The sequence below is a fragment of the Marinobacter daqiaonensis genome (genome assembly GCF_900115285.1).
In the GTDB taxonomy this organism is placed as follows: Bacteria; Pseudomonadota; Gammaproteobacteria; order Pseudomonadales; family Oleiphilaceae; genus Marinobacter; species Marinobacter daqiaonensis.
On the sequence record NZ_FOYW01000001.1, the window covers coordinates 2,772,243 to 2,794,580 of the forward strand.

General features: G+C 61.8%; 20 protein-coding genes. 14 read left to right on the top strand and 6 right to left on the bottom strand.

Annotated elements, in window-relative coordinates; all coding sequences use genetic code 11:
- Position 1: 1 nt before the first annotated feature.
- Genes BM346_RS12610 through BM346_RS12620 form a run of 3 tightly spaced genes read right to left on the bottom strand, consistent with a single transcriptional unit; the run spans position 2 to position 2,915 of the window.
- Positions 2–1,516 carry an acyl-CoA synthetase gene (locus tag BM346_RS12610; RefSeq protein WP_092013045.1) on the bottom strand — a complete coding sequence of 505 codons (1,515 nt, stop codon included), beginning with the start codon at positions 1,514–1,516 and terminating at the stop codon, positions 2–4.
- Positions 1,513–2,274, bottom strand: coding sequence for an enoyl-CoA hydratase/isomerase family protein (locus tag BM346_RS12615; RefSeq protein ID WP_092013048.1), 762 nt, complete (start codon positions 2,272–2,274; stop codon positions 1,513–1,515). Before BM346_RS12615 ends, BM346_RS12610 begins: the two co-directional genes overlap by 4 nt.
- Complete coding sequence (locus BM346_RS12620; protein ID WP_092013051.1) at positions 2,271–2,915, bottom strand: TetR/AcrR family transcriptional regulator; 645 nt, start codon at positions 2,913–2,915, stop codon at positions 2,271–2,273. Before BM346_RS12620 ends, BM346_RS12615 begins: the two co-directional genes overlap by 4 nt.
- 369 nt (positions 2,916–3,284) lie before the next feature.
- Between BM346_RS12620 and BM346_RS12625 the strand changes: the two genes are divergently transcribed.
- The 5 genes from BM346_RS12625 (at position 3,285) to BM346_RS12645 (ending at position 8,389) form a co-directional block, all read left to right on the top strand.
- Positions 3,285–4,487, top strand: a complete 1,203-nt coding sequence (locus BM346_RS12625; RefSeq protein WP_092013055.1) for a substrate-binding domain-containing protein — start codon at positions 3,285–3,287, stop codon at positions 4,485–4,487.
- Positions 4,488–4,582: 95 nt separating this feature from the next.
- Complete coding sequence (locus tag BM346_RS12630) at positions 4,583–5,371, top strand: ABC transporter ATP-binding protein (protein WP_092013058.1); 789 nt, start codon at positions 4,583–4,585, stop codon at positions 5,369–5,371.
- Positions 5,364–6,089 (top strand): ABC transporter ATP-binding protein, encoded by a 726-nt coding sequence (locus BM346_RS12635; RefSeq protein ID WP_092013060.1) that lies wholly within the window; start codon positions 5,364–5,366, stop codon positions 6,087–6,089. Before BM346_RS12630 ends, BM346_RS12635 begins: the two co-directional genes overlap by 8 nt.
- Entirely contained in the window at positions 6,086–7,171 is a 1,086-nt protein-coding gene (locus tag BM346_RS12640) for a branched-chain amino acid ABC transporter permease (protein ID WP_206675660.1), read from the top strand. Before BM346_RS12635 ends, BM346_RS12640 begins: the two co-directional genes overlap by 4 nt.
- Positions 7,172–7,183: 12 nt before the next feature.
- Positions 7,184–8,389 (top strand): branched-chain amino acid ABC transporter permease, encoded by a 1,206-nt coding sequence (locus BM346_RS12645; protein WP_092013063.1) that lies wholly within the window; start codon positions 7,184–7,186, stop codon positions 8,387–8,389.
- A gap of 119 nt (positions 8,390–8,508) precedes the next feature.
- On the opposite strand, the gene BM346_RS12650 is transcribed toward BM346_RS12645, so the two are convergent.
- The gene (locus BM346_RS12650; protein ID WP_406812889.1) at positions 8,509–9,690 is read right to left on the bottom strand and encodes an acyl-CoA dehydrogenase family protein; all 1,182 of its coding nucleotides are present in this window, start codon (positions 9,688–9,690) and stop codon (positions 8,509–8,511) included.
- Positions 9,691–10,008: 318 nt separating this feature from the next.
- On the opposite strand from BM346_RS12650, the gene BM346_RS12655 reads away from it, so the two are divergent.
- The gene (locus BM346_RS12655) at positions 10,009–11,034 is read left to right on the top strand and encodes an NADP-dependent oxidoreductase (RefSeq protein WP_092013068.1); all 1,026 of its coding nucleotides are present in this window, start codon (positions 10,009–10,011) and stop codon (positions 11,032–11,034) included.
- Between the two features lie 315 nt (positions 11,035–11,349).
- On the opposite strand, the gene BM346_RS12660 is transcribed toward BM346_RS12655, so the two are convergent.
- Both BM346_RS12660 and BM346_RS12665 read right to left on the bottom strand, forming a co-directional pair.
- Entirely contained in the window at positions 11,350–12,225 is an 876-nt protein-coding gene (locus BM346_RS12660) for a crotonase/enoyl-CoA hydratase family protein (protein WP_092013071.1), read from the bottom strand.
- Positions 12,226–12,234: 9 nt separating this feature from the next.
- Positions 12,235–13,038: an SDR family oxidoreductase gene (locus BM346_RS12665; RefSeq protein WP_092013073.1), complete on the bottom strand. Its 804-nt coding sequence runs from the start codon at positions 13,036–13,038 to the stop codon at positions 12,235–12,237.
- Between the two features lie 170 nt (positions 13,039–13,208).
- Here BM346_RS12665 and BM346_RS12670 point away from each other — a divergent pair, with 170 nt between their 5' ends.
- From BM346_RS12670 to BM346_RS12705, 8 genes are all read left to right on the top strand, one after another.
- Complete coding sequence (locus tag BM346_RS12670) at positions 13,209–13,976, top strand: enoyl-CoA hydratase/isomerase family protein (RefSeq protein ID WP_167812588.1); 768 nt, start codon at positions 13,209–13,211, stop codon at positions 13,974–13,976.
- 45 nt (positions 13,977–14,021) lie between these two features.
- Positions 14,022–15,065 carry a phosphotransferase family protein gene (locus tag BM346_RS12675; protein ID WP_092013079.1) on the top strand — a complete coding sequence of 348 codons (1,044 nt, stop codon included), beginning with the start codon at positions 14,022–14,024 and terminating at the stop codon, positions 15,063–15,065.
- Positions 15,049–15,459, top strand: a complete 411-nt coding sequence (locus BM346_RS12680) for a DUF6285 domain-containing protein (protein WP_092013081.1) — start codon at positions 15,049–15,051, stop codon at positions 15,457–15,459. The genes BM346_RS12675 and BM346_RS12680 overlap by 17 nt, the downstream gene beginning before the upstream one ends.
- Before the next feature lie 32 nt (positions 15,460–15,491).
- The gene (locus BM346_RS12685; RefSeq protein ID WP_092013084.1) at positions 15,492–16,778 is read left to right on the top strand and encodes an acyl-CoA dehydrogenase family protein; all 1,287 of its coding nucleotides are present in this window, start codon (positions 15,492–15,494) and stop codon (positions 16,776–16,778) included.
- 101 nt (positions 16,779–16,879) lie between these two features.
- Positions 16,880–18,433, top strand: coding sequence for a long-chain-fatty-acid--CoA ligase (locus BM346_RS12690; protein WP_092013086.1), 1,554 nt, complete (start codon positions 16,880–16,882; stop codon positions 18,431–18,433).
- Between the two features lie 132 nt (positions 18,434–18,565).
- Entirely contained in the window at positions 18,566–19,720 is a 1,155-nt protein-coding gene (locus tag BM346_RS12695; protein ID WP_092013089.1) for a C4-dicarboxylate TRAP transporter substrate-binding protein, read from the top strand.
- A gap of 68 nt (positions 19,721–19,788) precedes the next feature.
- A complete protein-coding gene (locus BM346_RS12700; protein WP_092013092.1) occupies positions 19,789–20,997 on the top strand; it encodes an acyl-CoA dehydrogenase family protein in 1,209 nt (402 codons plus the stop codon).
- An 11-nt stretch (positions 20,998–21,008) separates the two neighbouring features.
- The gene (locus BM346_RS12705; RefSeq protein ID WP_092013095.1) at positions 21,009–22,145 is read left to right on the top strand and encodes an acyl-CoA dehydrogenase family protein; all 1,137 of its coding nucleotides are present in this window, start codon (positions 21,009–21,011) and stop codon (positions 22,143–22,145) included.
- The last annotated feature ends 193 nt before the right edge of the window (positions 22,146–22,338 follow it).

The window sequence follows — 22,338 nt, forward strand, 5'->3', positions numbered from 1 at the left end:
GTCAGTCCTGCCTGAGTATCTGTTTGGTGACCTTGCCCAGGGCGTTGCGGGGCAGCTCATCCACAAACTGGAAATACTTCGGCACCTTGTATCCGGCCAGCCGTTCCCGGCAGAAGCTGTAGAGGGCGTCGGTGCCGGGCGCGGCGGTATCGCCTCTGAGGCAGATAAAGGCCTTGCCCACTTCGCCCCATTTTCCGTCCGGTACGCCAATCACCGCCACCTCACTGATGGCGGGGTGCTCCACCAGGACCCGTTCCACTTCGGCGGGATAGACGTTTTCACCGCCGGAAATGAACATGTCCTTCCAGCGGTCGACAATGTAGTAACAGCCGTCCTCATCACAGCGGGCGACGTCGCCACTGTGGAGCCAGCCATCGGGCCGTATCGCCTCCCGGGTGGCGTCCGGGCGATTCCAGTAGCCGGGGGTGATGTTGGGGCCCCTGATCATCAGTTCGCCGGATTCGCCCCGGGCAACCTCCCGGCCGTCGGTGCCCACGATGCGCACCTCCGTCAGCAGCTGGGGGCGGCCCACTGACCCGATCTTGGTAAGGACGTCCGCCTCGTCGAGCAGAAATACCGTCGGTCCCGTTTCGGTCATGCCCATGCCGGTGCGCACCCGGATGCCCTGCTCAACAAAACGTCTTGCCACCGGCAATGCCAGCGGCGCGCCGCCACAGCCCCAGGAACGGACATTCCTCAGGCGCTCGCCACTGAACGCCGGGTGCTCGAGAATGGCCTGGTAGACCGCGGGCACGCCGAAGAAAATGGTTGCCCGGTTTGCCAGCACGTCCATGGCCTGGTCCGGCTCGAAGCTCCTGGCAACCAGCACGCAGCCACCGGCGATGAAAACCGCGGAGGAATAGAGATTGATACCAGCGGTATGGAACAGCGGCAACACGTTCAGCAGGGTATCCTTTCCGGTCAGGTCCACCGCCAGACCAATATTCAGGTAATTGGCCATCATCATCCGGAACGTCTGGATGACGCCCTTGGGCCGGCCGGTGGTGCCCGATGTGTAGAGCAGGTACCAGGGAGTATCCGGATCACGCTCGGGGTGGGGGCTCAGGTCGGGGTCCGTGGCCGCCAGGTCCTGATCATAGGGGCGGCAAGCGGAAGCAGTGCCGTCCAGGTCCACAAGCGTGTCGACATGCCCCGTCGCTTTCAGTCCGAAGGCGCTGTCGGTGAATTCCCCACCGAAGACCAGGGCGCGGGGTCCACAGTCGGCCATCAGCTGTTCGAGTTCCGGCTGTGCCAGTCGCCAGTTCAGCGGCACCAGGATAAGGCCGGCCTTCGCGCAGCCGAACAGCATGGCGAAAAATTCCGCCCGGCTGTGTCCCAGAAAGGCGATCCGGTCGCCCTCGGCCAGGTCCCAGTGGGTGAGGGCGGCCGTGGCGAATCTGGCTGCCTGCTCGTTCAGCTGGCGGTAGTTGTAAACGGCACCGGAATGGAGATCCTCCAGAGCCGGACGGTCAGGGGTGACGCGGGCCCTGTGGGCCATCAGGTCAAACATGTTCATGGGGTTCTCCCGAGGAAATCGGCCATGCCGAGATCGGCTTCATCGGTCGTTATCTGTTCCAGGAATTCCCGGTACTCCCGTTCCAGGGCGCCGGCAACGTGCCCGGGGTCGGGGCGTGTCAGTCTCAGGGTGCGCCGGACACTGCCGGGTTTGCGCGCCCGGATCTGGTTGGCGATGGTGAGTGCCCTGTCCAGTTCCTCGCCGGCATCGGCCGGATACTGGGCAAGCCCGCAGCCCAGGGCTTCGTCCTGGTTCATGGTCCTGTTGGTGAGCTGAATCTCAAGCGCCCGGGCCCTGCCAATCCGTTCCGGCAGCAGCGCGGTCCAGCCGCCGTCGGGGCTGTATCCCACAACCGTATACCAGGGGGCAAAGCTGGCTTGCGGCCCAGCGACCACGATATCGCTGGCCAGGATCAACCCCAGGGAGCCGCCCGTTACCATGCCGTGGACCGCGACCACCGTGGGCACCGGAAGGGTGAGCAGGTCGAGGATGGCCCGATTGAGTTCCCCCACCACCTCGGCGCCATAACGGGCCCGGAATTCCCTGGCAATGTCATGGAAACCCGCCACATCGCCGCCCGTGGAAAACGATTTGCCGGCGGAATCGATGACCAGGGCCCCGGGCCGATCCTGCCCGCATTGGGCCAGCGCCCGCCGTAGATCCCGTAACAGCTCCGGCACCAGCGCGTTGTGGCGCTCGGGACGGTTCAGGGTAAGCCGGGCGATACCGGCCTCCAGCCGGTACAGAACCTGTGTCATCCCTTGTCTCTCCCGTTCAGCGCAAGGCCGTTCTGGAACAGGTCCGCCATGGTTTCAACAATGGGATCGAAGGCCCCTTCTCCCTCTTTGGCCCGCTGGTCCCAGAGGGCGTATTTGAGCCCGAGGAAGTGGGAAAGCCCCATCAGGGCCCAGGCCCGGTGGTGGTTGTTGCCGGGACGGATCTCCCCTTTGCGGGAGGCGGCATCGAGCATGTCAGCATAGCCCCGGGCAAAGGTTTCGTAGTATTCCCGGTAGATGGTTTCGTCAACGAACTGCGCCTCCTGCAGTACACGGTACAGGGAGGGGTGGTCCGCCAGATACTGCAGGAAGGCCCGCAGCCCCCTCTCCTCCGCCTCAAGGCGGTCACTGCTGCCAAGAATTTCCGCTGCCAGGTGGGCGCGGAGCTTGTGACCCAGATCCATCACCAACTCCCGCAGAATCTCCTCCTTGCTGGCGAAGTAGGTGTAGAAGGTGCCCTGGGCGACACCGGCTGTGCGGGTGATGTCGGTCACTCCCGCCCGGTGGTATCCCAGGGAGCCGAAGGTCTCTTCGGCGGCCTTCAGGATCCTGGCCCGGGTGCGGGCACCGCGGGCGGTCTTGGGGGCGCCCGGGGACTGCGGGGCCTGTGTCGTTGTGGTCATCAGCCTGGTCCTTTTGCTCAGTCAGGTGACAGAGCGCAATCCGGTCCCCGTCTCACGGGGAGTGGTTTGACACTGTGGGAGCCGTTATCATCCCGAAACATGAATCGGTCGTCAACTAATCTAGGAAGCTCCGGCAGCGATGTCAAGTTGACAAAGCCTCTGACAGAGCCTGGGTCAGGAGGTGCTCAAGGTTTTTCTATCGTTAGCCCGTCTTCGATAGTCAAAAAAATTCTCTTTATTCTTGATAAAACCTGAATCGGTTGTCATATTTAATGGCGAGCATCACTGACGGGTAAGCCGGTGCGCATGACAGGTGCCGGAGCCCGATAACAATGAACAGACCCGACAACAAGAAAAGGGGATCGTTGTATGAAGCGCTTTTTACTTGCCACTGCCATTTCCATGGCCGCGTTTTCCGCCCAGGCGGAAGACACCATCCGGATTGCTCATGTCACCGCCTTCACCGGCGCGCTGGCACCTTACGCCGAGCAGCTTGATATCGGTCTGAACATGGGTTTCGAGTACGCCACCGGCGGTTCGATGGAAATCGAGGGACGTCCGCTGCTGATTTCCCGCAAGGACACCCAACTGGACCCGGCCCGTGCCCGGGCACTGGTTGAAGAAGCCTATGGTGAGGACGACGCCCACATCGTGATCGGACCGGTGTCATCCGGTGTGGCCCTGGCCACCCTGCCACTGGCGGAAGAATACGAGCGCATCATCATGCCCGAGGGTGTGGCCGATGCGATCACCGGTGCTGACTGGAACCGCTACGTGGTCCGGGTCGGCCGTAACTCATCCCAGGACGCGGTTTCCAACGCGGTCGCTATCGGCGGGGAAGGAGTCTGTGTTTCCACCATCGCCCAGGACTACGCCTTTGGCCGTGACGGTGTCTCCGCCTATAAGGAAGCGATGGAAAAGGAGGGTGGCAAAATTGTCCATGAGGAATACCTGCCCACGGACGCCACGGACTTTACCGCTGCCGCCCAGCGTCTGTTTGACTCCCTGAAGGACCGTACTGATTGCGAAGAAAAATACATCTTCGGTATCTGGGCGGGTTCATCCAACCCCCTCGGCCGGATCCAGGATCTGGACCCGGGCCGTTTCGGTATCAAACTGGCCACTGGCGGCAACATCCTCGCAGCCCTGGTGGGCTATGCCGACTTCCCGGGCATGCAGGGCGCTACCTACTACTACTACGAGTCGCCCGAAAACGCGATCAACGACTGGTTGGTCAAGGAGCATTTCGAGCGTCATAACGCGGCACCGGACTTCTTCACCGCCCAGGGTTTCGCCCAGGCGATGGCGATCACCGAGGCAATCCGCAAGTCAGGCGGCTCCACTGACACCGAAGACCTGATCACCGCCTTCAAGGGCCTGGTATTCGATACCCCCAAGGGTGAGATGGAAATCCGTGCCGAGGACCATCAGGCGATGCAGGACATGTATCACTTCGAAATTGAAGTGGAAGAACGTGACGACTGGTTTGCCGGCCGTACCGTGACCGCTGGTGTGCCGAAGCTGATCCGTGTTATCGACCGCAGCGAGATGGATATTCCGGTTCGCAACTGATGAGCGGCCCGGGCGGCAACGCCCGGGCATGAAGAACTCAGGCCCCGGTCAGTAACGGGGTCTGAACGAGTTAGTGCAGATAGCCGGAGTTGTTCATGTCATCCCAGCAAGCGGTTCTCGAAACCCGCGATCTGACCATCAACTTTGGTGGCCACGTGGCGGTCAACCGGGTCTCCTGCCAGTTTCACAAGGGAACCCTCACCTCCATCGTCGGGCCCAATGGCGCCGGCAAGACCACCTGGTTCAACCTGATTTCAGGGCAGTTGAAAGCCAGCGCAGGCCAGGTCCTGCTCAACGGCGAGGACATTACCGGCCTCAGTGCCGCCAAGCGGGCCGACAAGGGCCTGGGTCGCGCGTTTCAGCTGACCAACCTGTTTCCAAACCTGACGGCCCTGGAGAACGTGCGCCTGGCCGTGGCATCGCGCCACAGCATCGGTCACATCTTCTGGCAGATGGCCAGCAGCCGTCGGGACCTGGCCGACCAGGCCATGGAATACCTTGCCCAGGTCAACCTGGCGGGCCGCGCCGACTACCTGGTCTCCGGCCTGCCCCATGGCGACCAGCGTAAGCTGGAAGTGGCCCTTATGCTGGCCCTGGAGCCGGAAGTCTTCATGTTTGACGAGCCCACGGCCGGAATGAGCGTGGACGAAGTGCCGGTGATCCTGGACCTGATCGCCGATATCAAGAACAGGCAGAACAAGGTTGTGCTCCTGGTGGAGCACAAGATGGATGTGGTCCGCTCACTCTCCGACCGGATCGTCGTGCTTCACAATGGCGAGCTGGTGGCGGATGGGAAACCGGCGGAAGTGATTGCTTCCCCCGTGGTTCAGGAAGCCTACCTGGGTGCCTCCCCGGAAACCGAAGCGGAGGTGGCCCATGGCTGAGCCGATTCTCACCCTGTCAGGCGTCAAGGCTGATATCGAGCAGTATCATATCCTCCACGGTGTCGACCTGGTTGTGCCCCGTGGCGAACTGACGGTGCTTCTCGGCCGCAACGGCGCCGGCAAGAGCACCTCCCTGCGAACCATCATGGGCCTGACTAACCTTACCGGTGGCTCCATAACCTACCAGGGCCAGGACATCAGCCGCTGGCCAACACCAAAGATCGCCCGGGCCGGTATCGCCTTTGTACCGGAAAGCATGGGGATCTTCGGTCTGCTGACAGTTCGGGAAAACCTTGTCCTGGCTGCCGTCAGCGGTCCCATGGATGAAGCCCGTCTTCAGTGGATCTTCGATCTGTTCCCGCCCCTGAAGAAGTTCTGGGACAAGCCCGCCGGAACCCTCTCCGGTGGTCAGAAGCAGATGCTGGCCATCGCCCGGGCGGTGATTGAGCCCCGGGATCTGCTGCTGGTGGACGAGCCAACGAAGGGTCTCGCTCCGGCGATTATCAATGACCTGGCGGATGCCTTCGAACAGCTCAAGGAGCAGCAGGTCAGCATCCTGCTGGTGGAGCAGAACTTCAATTTCTCCCGTCGGCTCGGCCAGTCCGTTGCCGTCATGAACGATGGCGCCGTGGTGCACTCGGGCACCATGGCGGAACTCTCGGAAAACGAGGAACTCCAGCAGGAGCTGCTAGGACTTGGACTGGGAGCGCACCAATGAATAAAGAGACTACTGCCATGCCGATGTCGGATCCGATTCAGGAGGCTCCCCGGCAACGCCGCAGCCCCCGGGTGTGGCTCAGTGACTTTCAGGAGAACCAGGCCCATCTTTTCCTGTTGGCGGCCATGCTCATTTTGTCCCTGGCGGTCATTGATTTCGGCACCTGGCTGGTACTGACCATCAGTGGCATTGCCATGGGGGGGATGCTCTTCCTGATGGCGTCGGGCATGACCCTGACCTTTGGGCTGATGAGTGTTCTGAACCTGGCCCATGGCGCCTTCATCTCTCTCGGCGCCTTCGCCGGCGGCACCGTCCTGGCGTTCTGGCTGGACGGCTTCGCCGGTGCTCCCGGCCTGATGAGCAACCTGGTGGCCATCATTCCGGCCCTGCTGTTCGCCGCCTTCGTGGCGGGTATCGTGGGGCTGGTGTTCGAGAAGCTGGTGATCAAGCCGGTGTACGGAGACCACCTCAAGCAGATTCTGGTCACCGTGGGTGGCTCCATCATCCTGATGCAGCTGATCGAGGTGATCTGGGGCCCCAACGAAATTCCCGTAACCCGGCCGGAGTCCCTGAGTGGCGCCCTGATGCTGCCGGAATCACTGCCCGTGATCGGCGGCATCGTGCTGGAGAAATTCCGGTTGCTGGCGGTGGTACTGGGGCTGGCCATATATGCGGCCATGCTGTGGGTCATCGACCGTACCCGCATCGGCATCCTGATTCGCGCCGGCGTTGAGAGCCGGGAAATGGTGGAGATCCAGGGTTACCGCATCCACCTGCTGTTCCTCGGGGTCTTCATTGCCGGCTCGGCTCTGGCGGGCCTGGGTGGTGTCATGTGGGGAATGTACAAGGAAATCCTGACGCCTCATATGGGCGACGAGATGATGATCTCCGTCATCGTGGTCATCATCCTCGGTGGCCTGGGCTCCATCCGTGGCTGTTTCTACGGGGCCCTGCTGGTGGGCCTGATCAATCTCTACATCGGTTTCGTTGAACCCCGCCTGGCGGCGGTGGCGACGGTCGGGCTGATGGTGGGTGTACTCATGTGGCGGCCCCAGGGGCTGATCCCGGTTATCAAGGTGTAGAGGGAGGCAATCATGTTGAATCGAATCCTGTCGGGGGATTATCCCCGCAGCAAGCCGCTGACTGCGCTGCTCCTGATTATCGTGGTCAGTCTGTTACTCGGCCCCTTCCTGTTTGACGGTATCCGGGCATTCACCACCCTGGGCATGATCTGTGTCTTTATCATGGTGGTCGCCGCCTATGACCTGATGCTGGGCTATACCCACATTGTGTCTTTCGCCCACACCATGTTCTTTGGCATCGGCGCCTATGGCGTTGCCATGGCCACGAGCAATATCGGTAGTACCTTTCCTGCTGTACTGATCGGTATTACCGGCGCGCTGGCCCTCAGCTTCGTGCTGTCCCTCCTTCTGGGCTTGTTGTCGCTGCGGGTGAAGGCCATATTCTTCGCCCTGGTGACCCTGGCGGTGGCCTTTGCCTTCCTGAGTCTGGTGACCCAGCTGTACGTCATCACCGGCGGCGAGGATGGCATGCGGGTGCGGGTGCCCCGGGAACTCGGGCCAGCCTTCCGGCCTCTCGATGGCACCCTGCCGGGCATTGACGTGCCTACACTTTTGAAGGGTCTGCTGACCCAGCCCTGGAACCTTGGGCAGGTGTGGCAGGATTCACTGTTCGAGCTTCGGCTCAGCGGTCGGAACGTCATGTACTACGCGCTGCTGGCGGTCTCCGCCGGGGTCTTCCTGTTCCTGCTGCGACTGGTCAACTCGCCGTTCGGCCGGGTACTTCAGGCCATCCGTGAGAACGAGTTCCGGGCTGAGGCCCTGGGCTACCGGACCGTGGTCTACCGCACTGCGGTTGTCATCCTGGCCGCCCTGGTGGCCACCCTCGCCGGCGCTGCCTTTGCCCTGATCAACCGTTACGTGAATCCGGAGAATACCCTTAACTTCGAGCTGATGGTGTTCATCCTCCTGATGTGCGTGATTGGTGGCATGGGCACGCTCTACGGCGCCATTGTCGGCAGCACGCTCTTCATCCTGGCCCAGACCTACCTGCAGGATCTCCTCAAGTGGGTCGGCCAGTACACGGACGGCATTCCCCTGGTGGAGAACCTGCTCGGTCCGGGCCACTGGCTACTCTGGTTCGGGCTGCTGTTCGTGCTGAGCGTATACTTCTTCCCGGCAGGCGTGGTCGGCCAGTTGAGGATATGGTCGATGCGCCGGCGGAGCAGGGATCAGCAACCACCGGACGGACCCGAGGCGGAGCCTCTGCCGCAGACATAGGGCCAACGGTATCCGGTCCCCGCAAGGGGGCCGGATTCGATAGTGCCTGTTCCGCGAGACGTTATTGGTGGATGTGAGCTGGCGAGGGGAGGTGATCCACACCCTGTATCAGTGACTGTTCATCCGTTGTTCTGCTTCCAGTCACGCTTGATTTTCTTGGCCAGGGACCACTTGTGTACCTCCGTGGGCCCGTCGTATACCCGGAAGGCCCTGATTTCCCGAAATACCTGCTCGACAATGGAGTCCTCTGTCAATCCGCTGCCCCCCATTACCTGAACACAGCGGTCGGCAATTCGCATCAAGGATTCGCTGACGGCAACCTTGGTCATGGAACTTTCCGCTCCACCCTTCTCACCCCGATCCAGTACGCCGGCACACCAGTCGATCATCAATCGGGACTGTTGCAGGTCGATCAGGTTCTCCGCCAGCATGAAGCCAACGCCCTCGTGGTCGATCAGCGGCTTGCCGAACGCCATCCGGCGGTTGGCATAGTCAGAGGCGATCTCGTTGGCCCGGATGCAGGCCCCCAGCCAGCGCATGCAGTGGGACAGCCGCGCTGGCGCGAGACGTACCTGGGCGTAGTGGAAACCATCACCCGCCGCCCCGAGCATCTGCTCATCCGGTACCCTGAGATCCCTGATCATGACGGTGGCATGGCCGCCCGGCATGGAGCTGTCGATGGTTCTCGGCACCCGTTCGATGCGGATCGCCGGATCGGGCAGGTCCACCACGAACATGCAGGCGCCTTCCTGCGCCCTGGCCATGATTATGCCGACACCCGCCCCTTCTGCCCCGGTGATAAAGGCCTTGCGACCGTTAATAACCCATTCGTCACCATCCCTGTGGCATTCGGTGAGCATCATGGAGGGATCGGATCCCGCTCCACCCTCGTTGGCCGGCTCGGTCATGAAAAACGCCGACCGTTTTTTTCCCTCCACGATCGGCTGCAGGAACCGCTCCCTGATCATCGGGCTGCCCATCTTGCCGAGCAGATACATGTTGCCCTCATCCGGCGCCGCCGTGTTGCAGGCCAGCGGGCCGAGCGGGGACAGGCCGCTTCTGATCAGGACCAGGGCGGTGCCCCGTTGGCTAAGGTGGCCGCCATCCGCGAATATATGGGGCGTCAGAACGCCTGCTTCCCGGGCTTTCTGGCGCAGTTCCCGGGTCAGTTCGTCGGTCGGGCAATCGTGATGGTCCCTGCGGGAATCGGTTTCATAAGGTATGACCACATCACGAACAAACCGCTCCACCTTTGCCGCTATGTCTTCCGCTTGCTTCCGGTCGGGAAAGCTGTCGTCAATGACCGGACTTGTGGTGCTGTCAGTGTTCATCTGAATCTCCGCTGATTGTTCAGGGCGGGAACCCGGGCCAGGTGCAGCCAGGCATATCCCCCGTGGGTATGCACCGATTGTGGCGTTGCCGGATAGCCCCACCATCGTCGTAATGGACGAATTACCGATGCCGACACCATGCAATACGGTAAACCGGTGCCACTGTCGGGCCATCGGGGTCCGCCCTGATTCTTCTGCCTCGCAAGGACTCGTCGTAACAGACGATTCCCGCCACGCTGCCTTAAGGCACACTGTTTACATCAGCAACGATAATAAGGAAGCCCGACCATGCCTGATACCCTCCAGAACCGTCGCTGGGTCCTGCGTAAGCGTCCGGAAGCGGACATCACGTCGGAGCATCTGGAACTGGTCACCCAACCGGTTCCGGAACTCTCGCCGGACCAGGTGCTTATCCGCAACATCTACCTGTCACTGGATCCCACTCATCGCCTGTGGATGAGCGACCGGGAGCAATATCTGCCACCGGTCCAGGTGGGCGATGTCATGAGAGGCGGTACCCTGGGGGTGGTGGAAGAATCACGCTCAGAACGGTTTCGTCCCGGCGATATCGTCAAGCCCATGGTTGGCGGCTGGGAGGCCTACACCGTGGCAGATGCCAAAATGGTGCGCCCGGTAGCCACCCATCCGGATCTTCCCCTGTCCGCTTACATGTCGGTGCTCGGGTCCACCGGTATCACCGCCTACTTCGGTCTGCTGGATATCGGCAAGCCACAACCGGGGGAGACCGTGGTGGTCAGTGCGGCTGCAGGTGCGGTGGGATCCATCGTGGGCCAGATCGCAAAGCTGAAGGGTTGCCGTGTCATTGGTATCGCCGGTGGCACGGAGAAGTGTCGCTGGCTTGCTGATGAGCTGGGCTTCGACGGCGCCATTGACTATCGCAATGAGGACGTGCCCGCCATGCTCGACCGGCTTTGCCCGGACGGCGTCGACATCCAGTTCGAGAACGTTGGCGGCGACATCATGGATGCCATCTATAACCGTCTCAATCTCAATGGTCGCCTGTCCCTGTGCGGCATGATTTCCCGTTATAACGACGAAGGCGTCATGCCCGGGCCCAGGGATTTCGGTCGTGTGCTGATGAAGCGCCTGACGGTGAAGGGGTTTATCGTTCTCGATTACCAGAAGCGGTTCCCGGAAGCGCTGGAGGCCCTGACCGAATGGGTCAGCAGGGATCAGCTCCAATGGAAGAATCACGTGGTGGATGGCCTGGACAATGCCCTGGATGGGCTGTCGCTGCTGTTCAGCGGTAAAAACGAAGGCAAGCTGATGGTGAAAGTGTCGGACGAGCCCTGATTTCTCCTGCAGCGAAAGAACCTCGAGCGGAGGCACTTGGCAGATACCAGTGCTGTGACCGGAGGCCCGTTCTGGGCTCTCCGGCTTTTTTACGTTCAGGGTTTACCAGGCGGGCAGAGAGATGGAGGCTGGTCCTGAATTCAAGTAAAGAGTATGGGGCGTCCCGGGGCTGGGGAGATCTTTCAGAGCAGGGGCATGGATGCCCCGGAAGCGTTGGGGTGGCAGGACGCCCCTCCGACGCGGCGGCGAAAGACCTCCCCAGTGCCGGGACGTCTTGCACTGCAACAATAGGCACGCCCGGTTTTTTACTGACGATTACCTGAATTCCGGCTCTCCCTGCCAATCGAAGAACTCCGGCATATCGGTGGATACCTTGTTGGCGTAGTCCGCCGGCCGTTTCTCCAGGAACGAAGCCACTCCCTCCTTTGCATCCGCTGACGCGCCACGGGCCTGGACCGCGCGGCTATCCAGCTGATGTGCTTCCATCGGGTGTTCGGCCCCGGCCATGCGCCACAGCATCTGGCGTGTCATGGCCACAGACACCGGGGCGGTGTTGTCGGCGATTTCCCGGGCGATTTCCCGGGCTGCCGGCAGCAGCTCGTCCGGGGCGTGAACCGATCGCACCAGCCCGCGTTTTTCCAGCTCATCGGCGTTGATCAGTTTACCGGTCATACACCACTCCAATGCCGTAGACAGACCCACCGCCCGGGAGATGAACCAGGACGAGGCCGCTTCCGGCACGATGCCCCGGCGGGTGAATACGAAACCGTAGCGCGCCTTTTCGGAGGCCAGGCGGATATCCATGGCCAGGGACATGGTGGCGCCGACGCCCACCGCGGCGCCGTTGATGGCGCCGATCACCGGTTTCAGGCTGCGGAAGATGCGCAGCGAGACCATGCCGCCACCGTCCCGGTTGACGCCGCTGGCCAGGGGGTCCGGGGCATTTTCCCGGCGGGACTCGTAGTCAAAGGTATCCGCTCCTGAGGAAAGGTCCGCACCGGCGCAGAATGCCTTGCCAGCGCCGGTAACGATCACGGCCCGAACGCTGTCGTCGGCGTCGGTCCGTTCGAAGGCAGCAATCAGCTCTTCCATCATTTTCAGGGTGAAGGCGTTCATCCGGTCCGGCCGGTTCAGGGTGATGGTGGCGATACCTTCCTCGATGTCGAGGGCTATGGTTTCAAACTGGCTCATAACAATTCCTTATCCGCAGATCATGGCGGAGCAACCGCCGTCGATGTAGAGGACCTGGCCGGTGGTGTGCTTGCTGGCATCCGAGGCGAACATCACGGTCGCGCCCTTCAGGGCCTCGTCGTCCCCGGTCTGTTGCAGGGGGACATGGCGGATCAGGCCCTCGTCACCATGCTGGTCCCTGAGGCCCTTCGACATCTTGCTGGGGAAATAGCCGGGGCCGATGGCGTTGACGGTGATCTTGTGGGCGCCCCATTCCGCCGCCAGGGCCCGGGTGAAGGTCACCACGGCCCCCTTGCTGGTGTTATAGCCGACGGCGGTCATCAGGTCCCGGTTGCCGCCGATGGCGGCGTTGGAGGCAATGTTGATGATTCGGCCATAACGTCGGGGAATCATGCTCTTCCTGCCTACCTCCCGGGTGAGCAGGAACAGGTTCCGCACATTCAGGGTCATGACCTTGTCCCAGCCCTCCAGGGGATAGTCCTCCGCGGGTGCCCCCCAGGTGGCCCCTGCGTTGTTCACGAGGATATCAATGTGGCCAAGAACTTCAATGGCGCGGTCCGCCAGGCCGATAACCTCATCCTCGTTCGCCAGGTTGGCCAGGAGGGGCGTGACGTCATGTCCGGCGGCCTGCAGCTCGTCGGCGGCCTCGTTCAGGTCGGTCTCCTTGCGGGCGCTGATCACCAGCCTCGCCCCGGCTTCGCCAAGGGCGTGAGCCATCTGCAGGCCCAGGCCACGGGAGCCGCCGGTTACCAGGGCAGTGCGCCCGTTGAGATCGAGCAGCTGCTGAATGCTGCGTGCGGGGGTATCCGTCATCAGGGGAGTCCTCGAATAAGAGCAGTGATTGTCCGTCTACGGTGCCCCGGGTGGCTTCCCGGGTCATCGTCCGTTGCGACGAAAAGCCCGGCCGGATGGCGATTCGTCGGTTCAGACGATGCCCATGCCCGCCACTGAGACGACGATGGAAAAAACGAGGAGGACACCCCATGACCGAAAACAATGCTGTGCAGTACGTCGTCCGCGACGCCGTTGCCTGGATCCGCATGAACCGCCCGGACTCCCTTAACGCCTTCAACCAGGATCTGCGACGGGACCTGTCCGACGCCCTGAGGCGGGCCGGCGACGATGCGTCGGTGAAAGTGGTGGTGCTGGGTGCCGAGGGTCGTGCCTTCAGTGCCGGCGCCGACCTGATGGAGGACAACTCGCCGGACCGGTCCGACGTCACCCGCCAGCTGATGGACGACTATCGTCCCATTCTGGAGAGCATCCAGAACATGCCCAAACCGGTGATCGGTGTTGCCCCTGGTGTGGCGGCAGGTATCGGCGCATCGGTACTGATGAGCTGTGACCAGGTGGTGATGGCGGACACATCCCGTATCTATCTGGCATTCAGTCACATCGGTCTGATACCGGATGGCGGCGGTACCTGGCTGCTGTTCCAGACCCTGGGCTACCACCGGGCCTTCGCTCTCATCACCGAGGGCGGCAGCCTGAGCGCCCAGGAGTGCCTGGCACTGGGTCTGGCGCGAGCGGTCGTTCCCCAGGGCGAGGAAGACGCGACTGCCGCCGGCATTGCCGCCACGCTCTGTGAACGGTCGTCCCTGGCCACGGCGGAGGCCAAGCGCCTGTTACGCCAATGCGCCACCGCCTCCTACGCCCAGATTTTCGAGGGGGAGGCCATCGCCCAGAAGCAGTGTCTGCAGAGTGAGGAGTCCCGCGAGGCCATCGCCAAATTCAAGAACCGCCAGCGCTGACCCGCCAGCGTTTTTCTGTTCTCTGATCACAAGAAAGAAACCACCATGCCCGAGACCTCAAGTTCTACCGAAGAAGGCCTGGAAACGCGACTGAACAGAGTGCTCCAACGCTTCCTCCCGGGCGCCCGGGTGACGGGGCTGAAGCGCCTGACCGGCGGTGCGAATCAGCAGATGTGGTCGCTGGATGCCAGCGCCGGCGAGGCCATGACACCATTCATTCTGCGCCAGGCCAGCAACTGGAACCAGGGCAGCGACGACAGCCTGGACCTGGATGACGAAGCACGGCTGGTGATCCGGGCCGGGGAGGGTGGCGTTGCCGCCCCCCGGGTCTACGAGATTCTCCGGCCGGAGGATGAACTCGGTACCGGCTACCTCATGGAGCGCGTTTCCGGCGAAACCCTGCCTCCGAAGATTCTCCGGGAGGAGCGCTATGCCGGGGCCCGGTCCCAGCTCGCCCATCAGTGTGGCGAGGCCCTTGCGGAGATCCATCGCCTCGACGTCGCGGATCTGGATTTTCTCGCCCGCGCCACACCGGCACAGGCCCTGGATCAGCTCTATCGGGAGTACCGGGGCCATGGCGAGCCCCGTCCGGTTTTTGAACTGGCGTTTCGCTGGCTCAGGGATCACCTGCCGGAAGCGCCGGAGACCCTGGCCCTGGTGCACGGTGATTTCCGTCACGGCAACCTGATGGTGGATGAGAGCGGACTTGTCTCTGTACTGGATTGGGAGCTGGCGTATCTCGGTGATCCCATGGCGGATCTGGGCTGGATCTGCGTGAACTCCTGGCGCTACGGCCACATTGATCTTCCGGTAGGTGGTTTTGGCACCCGTGAGCAGCTGTTCGAAGGCTACCAGGCAGCCAGCGGGCAGCGCCCGGATCCGGAGCGCGTCCGCTTCTGGGAGATTTTCGGCACCCTGCGCTGGGGAATCATGTGCCAGGGCATGGCCGCCTCCTTCGTGGCCGGCCACGACACCTCGCCCGAGCGCGGAGCGATTGGACGCCGGGCCTCGGAAACGGAAGTGGACCTGCTGCGACAGCTCGTTCCCCTGCCTGCGCCAGAGGAGAAAAGTGATGCAAGACCTGCCTGATAATCCGGCGCTGCTGGCCTCGGTGGAAGCCTTCCTCAGGGACGAAGTAATGCCACAGATGGAACCCGCGGAAGCTTTCCGGGCCCGCGTCTCCGCCAACGTGCTGGGCATGGTGCGCCGCCATCTGGAAATGGCCAGTCGTGACGATGGCCATGACGAGCGCGAACAACTGCACCAGCTGACCGGCAAGAGGGGCACTCTGGCGGGGCTCACCACGGAGGTTTGCCGGCTGATAGCCGAAGGGTCGCTGACCCCCGATAACCCGCGGCTGCGTGATTATCTCTGGCTCACCACCCTCAACAAGGTGGCGGTGGACCAGCCGAAATATTCCGGGTATCGCCGGGCCCGGGAAGAGTGGACTGCTTACCAGTCAGGCTTCCCTAAAGAATACTGACATTCACCAACAGCTATCTCTGGAGTAAGACCATGGACTTTCACCTGCCGCAGGAACTGACCGACTATCTCGCTGAGCTGGACGACTTCATCGAAAAGGAAATCCGCCCCCTGGAGCAGCAGGATGACAACATCCGCTTCTTTGATCACCGCCGCGAATGGGCCCGGACCGATTTCGAGGGGGGCGGTCTTCCCCGTACGGAGTGGGAGGACCTGCTGAAGGTAGCCCGCCGCAAGGCGGATGAGGCCGGCCATCTGCGATTTCCGCTGCCCAGGGCATTCGGAGGAAAGGATGGCTCCAACCTGGCCATGACAGTGATCCGGGAGCATTTGGCGGCCAGGGGCCTGGGTCTGCACAACGATCTGCAGAACGAGCACTCCATTGTGGCCAACAATCCTTTCGTGCTGCTGTTCCGGGACTTCGGGAGCCCGCAGCAGTACGAGGAATTCGTGGACAACATGCTCAACGAGAAATACCAGCTCGCCTTCGGTCTCACCGAGCCGGACCACGGCTCCGACGCCACCCACATGGAAACCCGGGCGGTTCGGGAGACCCGGGATGGTGTTGACGGCTGGCTGATCAATGGCGAGAAGATGTGGACCACCGGTATGCATACCGCCACCCACTGCATTACCTTCGTGCGCACCAGTGGGAACGACGGCGACGCCAAAGGCATTACCGCCCTGATCGTGCCATCCGATACCTCCGGTGTGAAAGTGGAGGAGTATCTGTGGACCTTCAACATGCCCACGGACCATCCCCGGGTGAGTTTCACCAACGTGTGGGTACCGGACACGGCGGTCTTTGGGCCCTTGGACGGGGGCCTGGCCATTGCCCAGCACTTTGTCCATGAGAACCGCATCCGCCAGGCAGCCTCCAGCCTGGGGGCTGCCGATTTCTGCATCAGGGAAAGCGTGAAGTACGCCCGTAGGCGCAAGCCCTTCGGTCAGGAGCTTGCCCGCAACCAGGGTATCCAGTTTCCCCTGGTGGAACTGGCGACGCAGGTGGAAATGTTGCGACTGCTGATCCGCAAGACCGCCTGGGAAATGGATCAGCTCTCCAAGCCGGAAGTGGCCAACCAGCTCTCCGACAAGGTGTCGATGTGCAACTACTGGTCAAACCGCCTGTGCTGTGAGGCAGCTGATCAGGCCATGCAGGTCCATGGCGGTATTGGCTACTCCCGCCACAAGCCGTTCGAGCATATCTACCGTCATCACCGCCGTTACCGCATCACCGAGGGTTCGGAGGAAATCCAGAAGCGCAAGGTGGGCGCGTTCCTGTTCGGGTATCTCGGGCCCAACAAGTGGAAGGAAGCCTGAGGGGATTTCGTCCTTAACGACGAGGCCTCCGGCCGGAAGTGGTGGCGATAATGCCACCTCTGACCCCAATGCACCGATAACAAAAGCAAGCGAGATCAACCATGTACCTGACGCAACTCCTGCACAAGGCCCTCCGGGAATATCCCAATGATGAAGCCGTCGTTTTCGGCGAGCGTCGCCAGACCTGGGCCCAGCTGACAGACCGCGTGGCCCGGCTCGCTGGTGTCCTGCAGACGTTGGGTATGGGCCCGGATGACCGGGTAGGTATCCTGGGTCTCAACTCCGACCGGTATATGGAGACCGTGTTCGCAGCGCTCTGGGGCGGCGGCGTCTTCAATACCGTGAACATCCGCTGGAGCGCCCCGGAGATCGCCTATTCCCTGGATGACTGTGATACCCGGATCCTGTTCGTGGACGATGAGTTCGCTTCCATGCTTGGCGCCATTCGCGAACGCTCCTCGGCCTTGCAGAAAGTGGTCTACATGGGCGACCGGACGGCTCCCGAAGGGACGGAAGATCTCCGTGACCTCATCAGTGGGGCCTCTCCCGTTGCCGATGCCGGGCGTTGTGACAGGGACCTGGCAGGCATTCTTTACACCGGCGGCACCACCGGTAAGCCCAAGGGGGTAATGCTGAGCCACGGCAACCTGTACCTGAGCGCCCTGAGTACGGTCATACCCGCCTGCCGGAAGGATCGCATCGTCGGGCTGCATTCGGCGCCCTTCTTCCATGTGGCGGGTATCGGCCTGCTGCTCCAGCTGTCGATCCGGGGTGGTACCAACATCATCCTGCCCCGTTTCGAGCCTCTGCCGGTCATCGAGGCCATCGGCCGCGAGAAAGTGGAAGAGACCTTCCTGGTGCCCACCATGCTGAGGGCGGTGCTGGATCACCCCGAGTTTGACAGCCATGACACCAGTTCCCTGCGGTGCTTTATCTACGGTGCGTCCCCCATGGACAGTGCGTTACTGAAACGGGCCATGAAGAAGCTGCCCAACGCGGACTTCCTGCAGATGTATGGCATGACCGAGCTGTCACCCACCGTCACCATGCTGCATCCGGAGATCCATTCCGACCCTGCCCGGCACCACAAGCTGATGTCAGCCGGATGCCCGACGCACATCGCCGAGATCCGCATTGTGGACCCAATGGACAATGAGGTTCCACGAGGCCAGGTGGGCGAGATCTGCGCCCGTGGTCCCATGGTGATGCAGGGCTACTGGAACAAGGAAAGCCAGACTAGGGATGCGATCCGTGAGGGCTGGATGCATACCGGAGATGCGGGCTACATGGATGACGACGGCTATGTGTTCCTGGTGGACCGGATCAAGGACATGATCGTGACGGGCGGCGAAAACGTCTACTCCGTGGAAGTGGAGGACGTGCTGCTGCAGTACCCCCAGGTATCCCAGTGCGCGGTCATCGGTGTGCCGGATGAAAAGTGGGGCGAGCGGGTGCACGCGGTCCTGATTCTCAGGGAGGGCGAGGAACTCGACGAGGCAGACCTCACCACCTTCTGCAAGGAACATATCGCCGGCTACAAGTGCCCCAGAAGTTATGAGGTGCGTGATCAGCTGCCCATGTCAGGGGCCGGCAAGCTATTGAAGTTCAAACTGAAGGAAGAGCACTGGAAGGAAAAGGGCCGGAACATCGGCTGAAGGCCAATTCGTCGTAACCGACGACGTGTCGATGAGGAGCGCAGCCGTAAGCTGGGTAACACTGTTCGAACAACAACAAACCGGGCGTGCCCCGCGAGATGGCACTGCCCGACAAAGGACCCGGAGGTTCACATGACGTTACGCAATGCCATAAAACAATTCGCAGCACCTTTACTGCTCGGAGGCCTGGTGGTTGCCTCAGGGGCTAACGCCACCAGCATTTCCCACGCCACTGGCTACCCACCCAACTCCATTGGCGCCGATTCCGCAGAAACCTACGCCAGGGCGCTGGAGGAAATCTCGGGAGGAGAGCTCACCGCCAAGGTGTATGCGGGCTCACTGCTGAGCTTCAAGGAGACATCCCCGGGCATTCGCGACGGCATGGCCGATTCCGGTTTCGTGTTGCTGTCCTACTATCCCAGTGAGTTCCCTGTTACCAACCTTGTGGGCGAACTCAGCATGCTCACGGAGCTTGTGGACGTTGCGCCAAGTCATGCGGGTCTGGCCTACGTGGGCGCCATGTCCGAATTCATCATGAATGACTGCCCGGAATGCATCGAGGAATTCGCGGCACAGAACCAGGTGTTTACGGGAGGCTCCGCGAGTACCGCCTATTTCCTTCTCTGCAACCAGCCGGTGACCACGGTGGAGCAGGCCAAGGGCAAGCGCTTCCGTACCGCCGGTGCCCATTGGGCGCGCTGGACGGAGGAAGTGGGCGCGACGCCGGTCTCTCTGTCCATCGCGGAAACCTACGAAGCCCTGAACCAGGGGGTTCTTGACTGCACCATCAGTTCACCGACGGAACTGGACATCTTCAAGCTGAAGGAGGTGACTTCGGACATCACCCAGGGTGTGCCCGGTGGTGTCTACGGCGCGACGGCGGTGAACAACCTCAGCCGTGATGTCTGGCGGGGTCTGTCGGAAGAGGAGCGTCGTTATATTCTCAAGGCAACCGCAGTGCTGGGAGCGGATATCAGCTGGAAATATCAGGTCAGCGCGAGCAAAGAGATGGAGAACGCCAGTGAAAGCCAGATCACGGTTCACCAGCCCTCCGATGAGCTGGTCGAGATGACCGAGGCATTCATTCGCAACGACCTGGATACGATCGTCGAGCGGTATGAAGAGAAGTACGGAGTAACAGGTGCCGATCTGGTTATTGACAGTTTCCGGTCACTGCTCACGAAATGGTCGGGTCTGGTCGAGGGCATTGATAACGCCGACGACCTTGCCGACCTCTACTGGGAAGAGATCTACTCCAAAGTGGATGTGAGTGCTTACGGCATGTAGGCCCCGGTATGCGCCCCCCGGTGGGGCGCATTACCTCCTTCGTCTCCCTTCCTTTCCCGAGGCATCTCATGAGCGCACACCAGGCGGCCGAGTTATCGGCCTTCCGTCAGCAGGTTCGCGACTTTATCGAGGCCAATGCGGACGATGAAATACGGGAAGCCGGCCGCAAGACCACCAGCTTCTTCCCGCCGTTTGATCAGGTTATGAAATGGCACCGCATTCTCCACAGCCAGGGCTGGTCCGCCATTCGCTGGCCGGAGGAATACGGAGGCACCGGCTGGGATGTGCCCCGCCAGCTCATTTTCGAGGAAGAGTGCCGCCGCGCAGGCGTACCTCTGCTGCTGCCCCAGAGTATATCCATGGTGGGGCCGGCGATTATTCACTACGGCACAGACGGGCAGAAGCAAAAGCATTTACCGGGCATCCTTTCCGGGGATGACTTCTGGGCCCAGGGTTATTCCGAGCCCAATGCCGGTTCCGATCTGGCGTCCCTGAGATGTCGGGCAGAGCGGGACGGTGACCACTATGTAATCAACGGCTCCAAGACCTGGACCACCTACGCCCATCACGCCAACCGCATGTTCCTGCTGGTGCGGACTGGGGGTGCTGGCAAGCCCCAGCAGGGCATCAGCTTTTTCCTGATTGAGGACCTGACGGACCCGGGCATCGAGATCCGGCCCATCATTGGTCTGGACGGTCTGCCCGAGCAGTGCGATGTCTTCTTCACCAATGTCCGGGTGCCGGTGGACTGCTGCCTTGGAGAGAAAAACGATGGCTGGTCGGTGGCCAAGTACCTGCTCGAGCATGAGCGGGGCGGTGGCACGTCCTTTGCCACCACCTTCCGCCACGAACTGGCACTGATTCTGCGGCTGGCCCGACGCACGGGGGACGGCTTTGGTGGAACGCTTGCCGATGATGGGGCCTTTCAGGATCGCTATATGCGACTTGTCCTGGAAGTGGACACCCTTGAAGCCACGGAGGAGCAGTTCGCCGCCATGGAAAAGGGCTCTCCCCAGTCCGGCCCCATGAGCTCCATGATCAAGATCATCTCCATGGAGACGCTTCAGCGTATCAACGAAATGGCCATCGATGTGGCGGGCTCACCTTCTTTGCCGCTCCAGCTGGCAGCCCTGACGGTCGGCAGTGGCGTTGAGCCCATTGGCGACGAAGATGCCCTGACCCTGATGCCCAAGTACCTGAACAACCGGGCCGCCTCGATTTTTGGCGGCAGCAACGAGATCCAGCGCAACATCATTGCCAAGTCCCTGTTGCGGTAAGGAGCCGGCCCATGAGCACCCTGAACCACGAAACCCGCGCCATGCTGGATGATAGCGTGAGCCGGTTTGTCCAGAACGAGTACACCTTCGATGACCGGCGTCAGAACCTGGCCCGGCATCAGGGGCAGTCCGAGCGGGTATGGCAGACTTTTGCGGAGATGGGCTGGCTGTCCATCCCCTTTACGGAGGAGTTGGGAGGCCTGGGTGGTGACATCACCGATACGGTGGGTGTGATGCGCAATTTCGGCCACGCCCTGATCACCGAACCCTACCCGGCGGTGATGCAGGCCGCCCGCCTGTTGGCCCTGGGCAACAATGAATACCTGAAGTCAGAGTTGTTACCAGGGGTTCTTGAGGGGAGGCGCCAGCTGGTATTCGCCGGCGAGGAAGTGGCCAGCCGGGGCAATCCGCTGGCCGTAGCACTGAAGGCTGAACCGGACGGCGATGGCTTCCGTCTCAGCGGTGAAAAGATTTCCGTGCGCCATGCCATGACGGCGAGCCACGTTGTGGTTTCGGCGAGGCACCACGGTAGCTATTGCGATGAGGCGGGGCTGGACCTGTTCGTGCTACCCCTGGAAACACCAGGGGTGGTGGTGACCGATTATCCAATGATGGACGGCCAGCGCGGGGCAAACATCCGTTTTGATGGAGTTTCCGTCAGCCCGGACCAGCGCCTGGTGGATGCGGGCAACGCGGGAGCCCTCATCCTCCGGGTGAATGCCGAAGCCATCCTGATGGCGGCTGCGGAAGCCGTGGGGATCATGGAAACCCTGGTAAAGAAAACCGTCGCCTATACCCGGACCCGCAAGCAGTTCGGCGTGGCCCTGGCGGAATTTCAGGTGCTCCAGCACCGCATGGCCGACATGTACATCGAAACCACCAGCGTCGACAACCTGCTGGCCCAGACCGTCACCCGCTGGGCCGGTGCCGATGCCCGCCAGCAAGCAACCCTGGCGTCAAAGCTCAAGGCACGCATGGGTCAGGCCAACCGCTATGTCGGCCAGCAGGCAGTCCAGCTCCACGGTGGCATCGGCATGACCGATGAACTGGACATCGGCCACTACTTCAAACGCCTGACCGCAATTGATCTGCAAATGGGCAACAGCGAATGGCACCGCAAGCAGCTGTGGCGTGAGACCGTGGCATAGCCCCCACCTCCCCCTCTATCCCTGTAGGAGCTTGCCTGCAAGCGAAGAGGTCAGCTACCCAGCTGTCGGCCCCTTCTCACCATCAGAACCGGAACCCGGGCACCACATTCCTCGCCGGCAGGCCGGCTCCTACAGCTAAGGCCCCGATCCTGTAGGAGCTTGCCTGCAAGCGAAGAGCTCAACCACCCAGCTA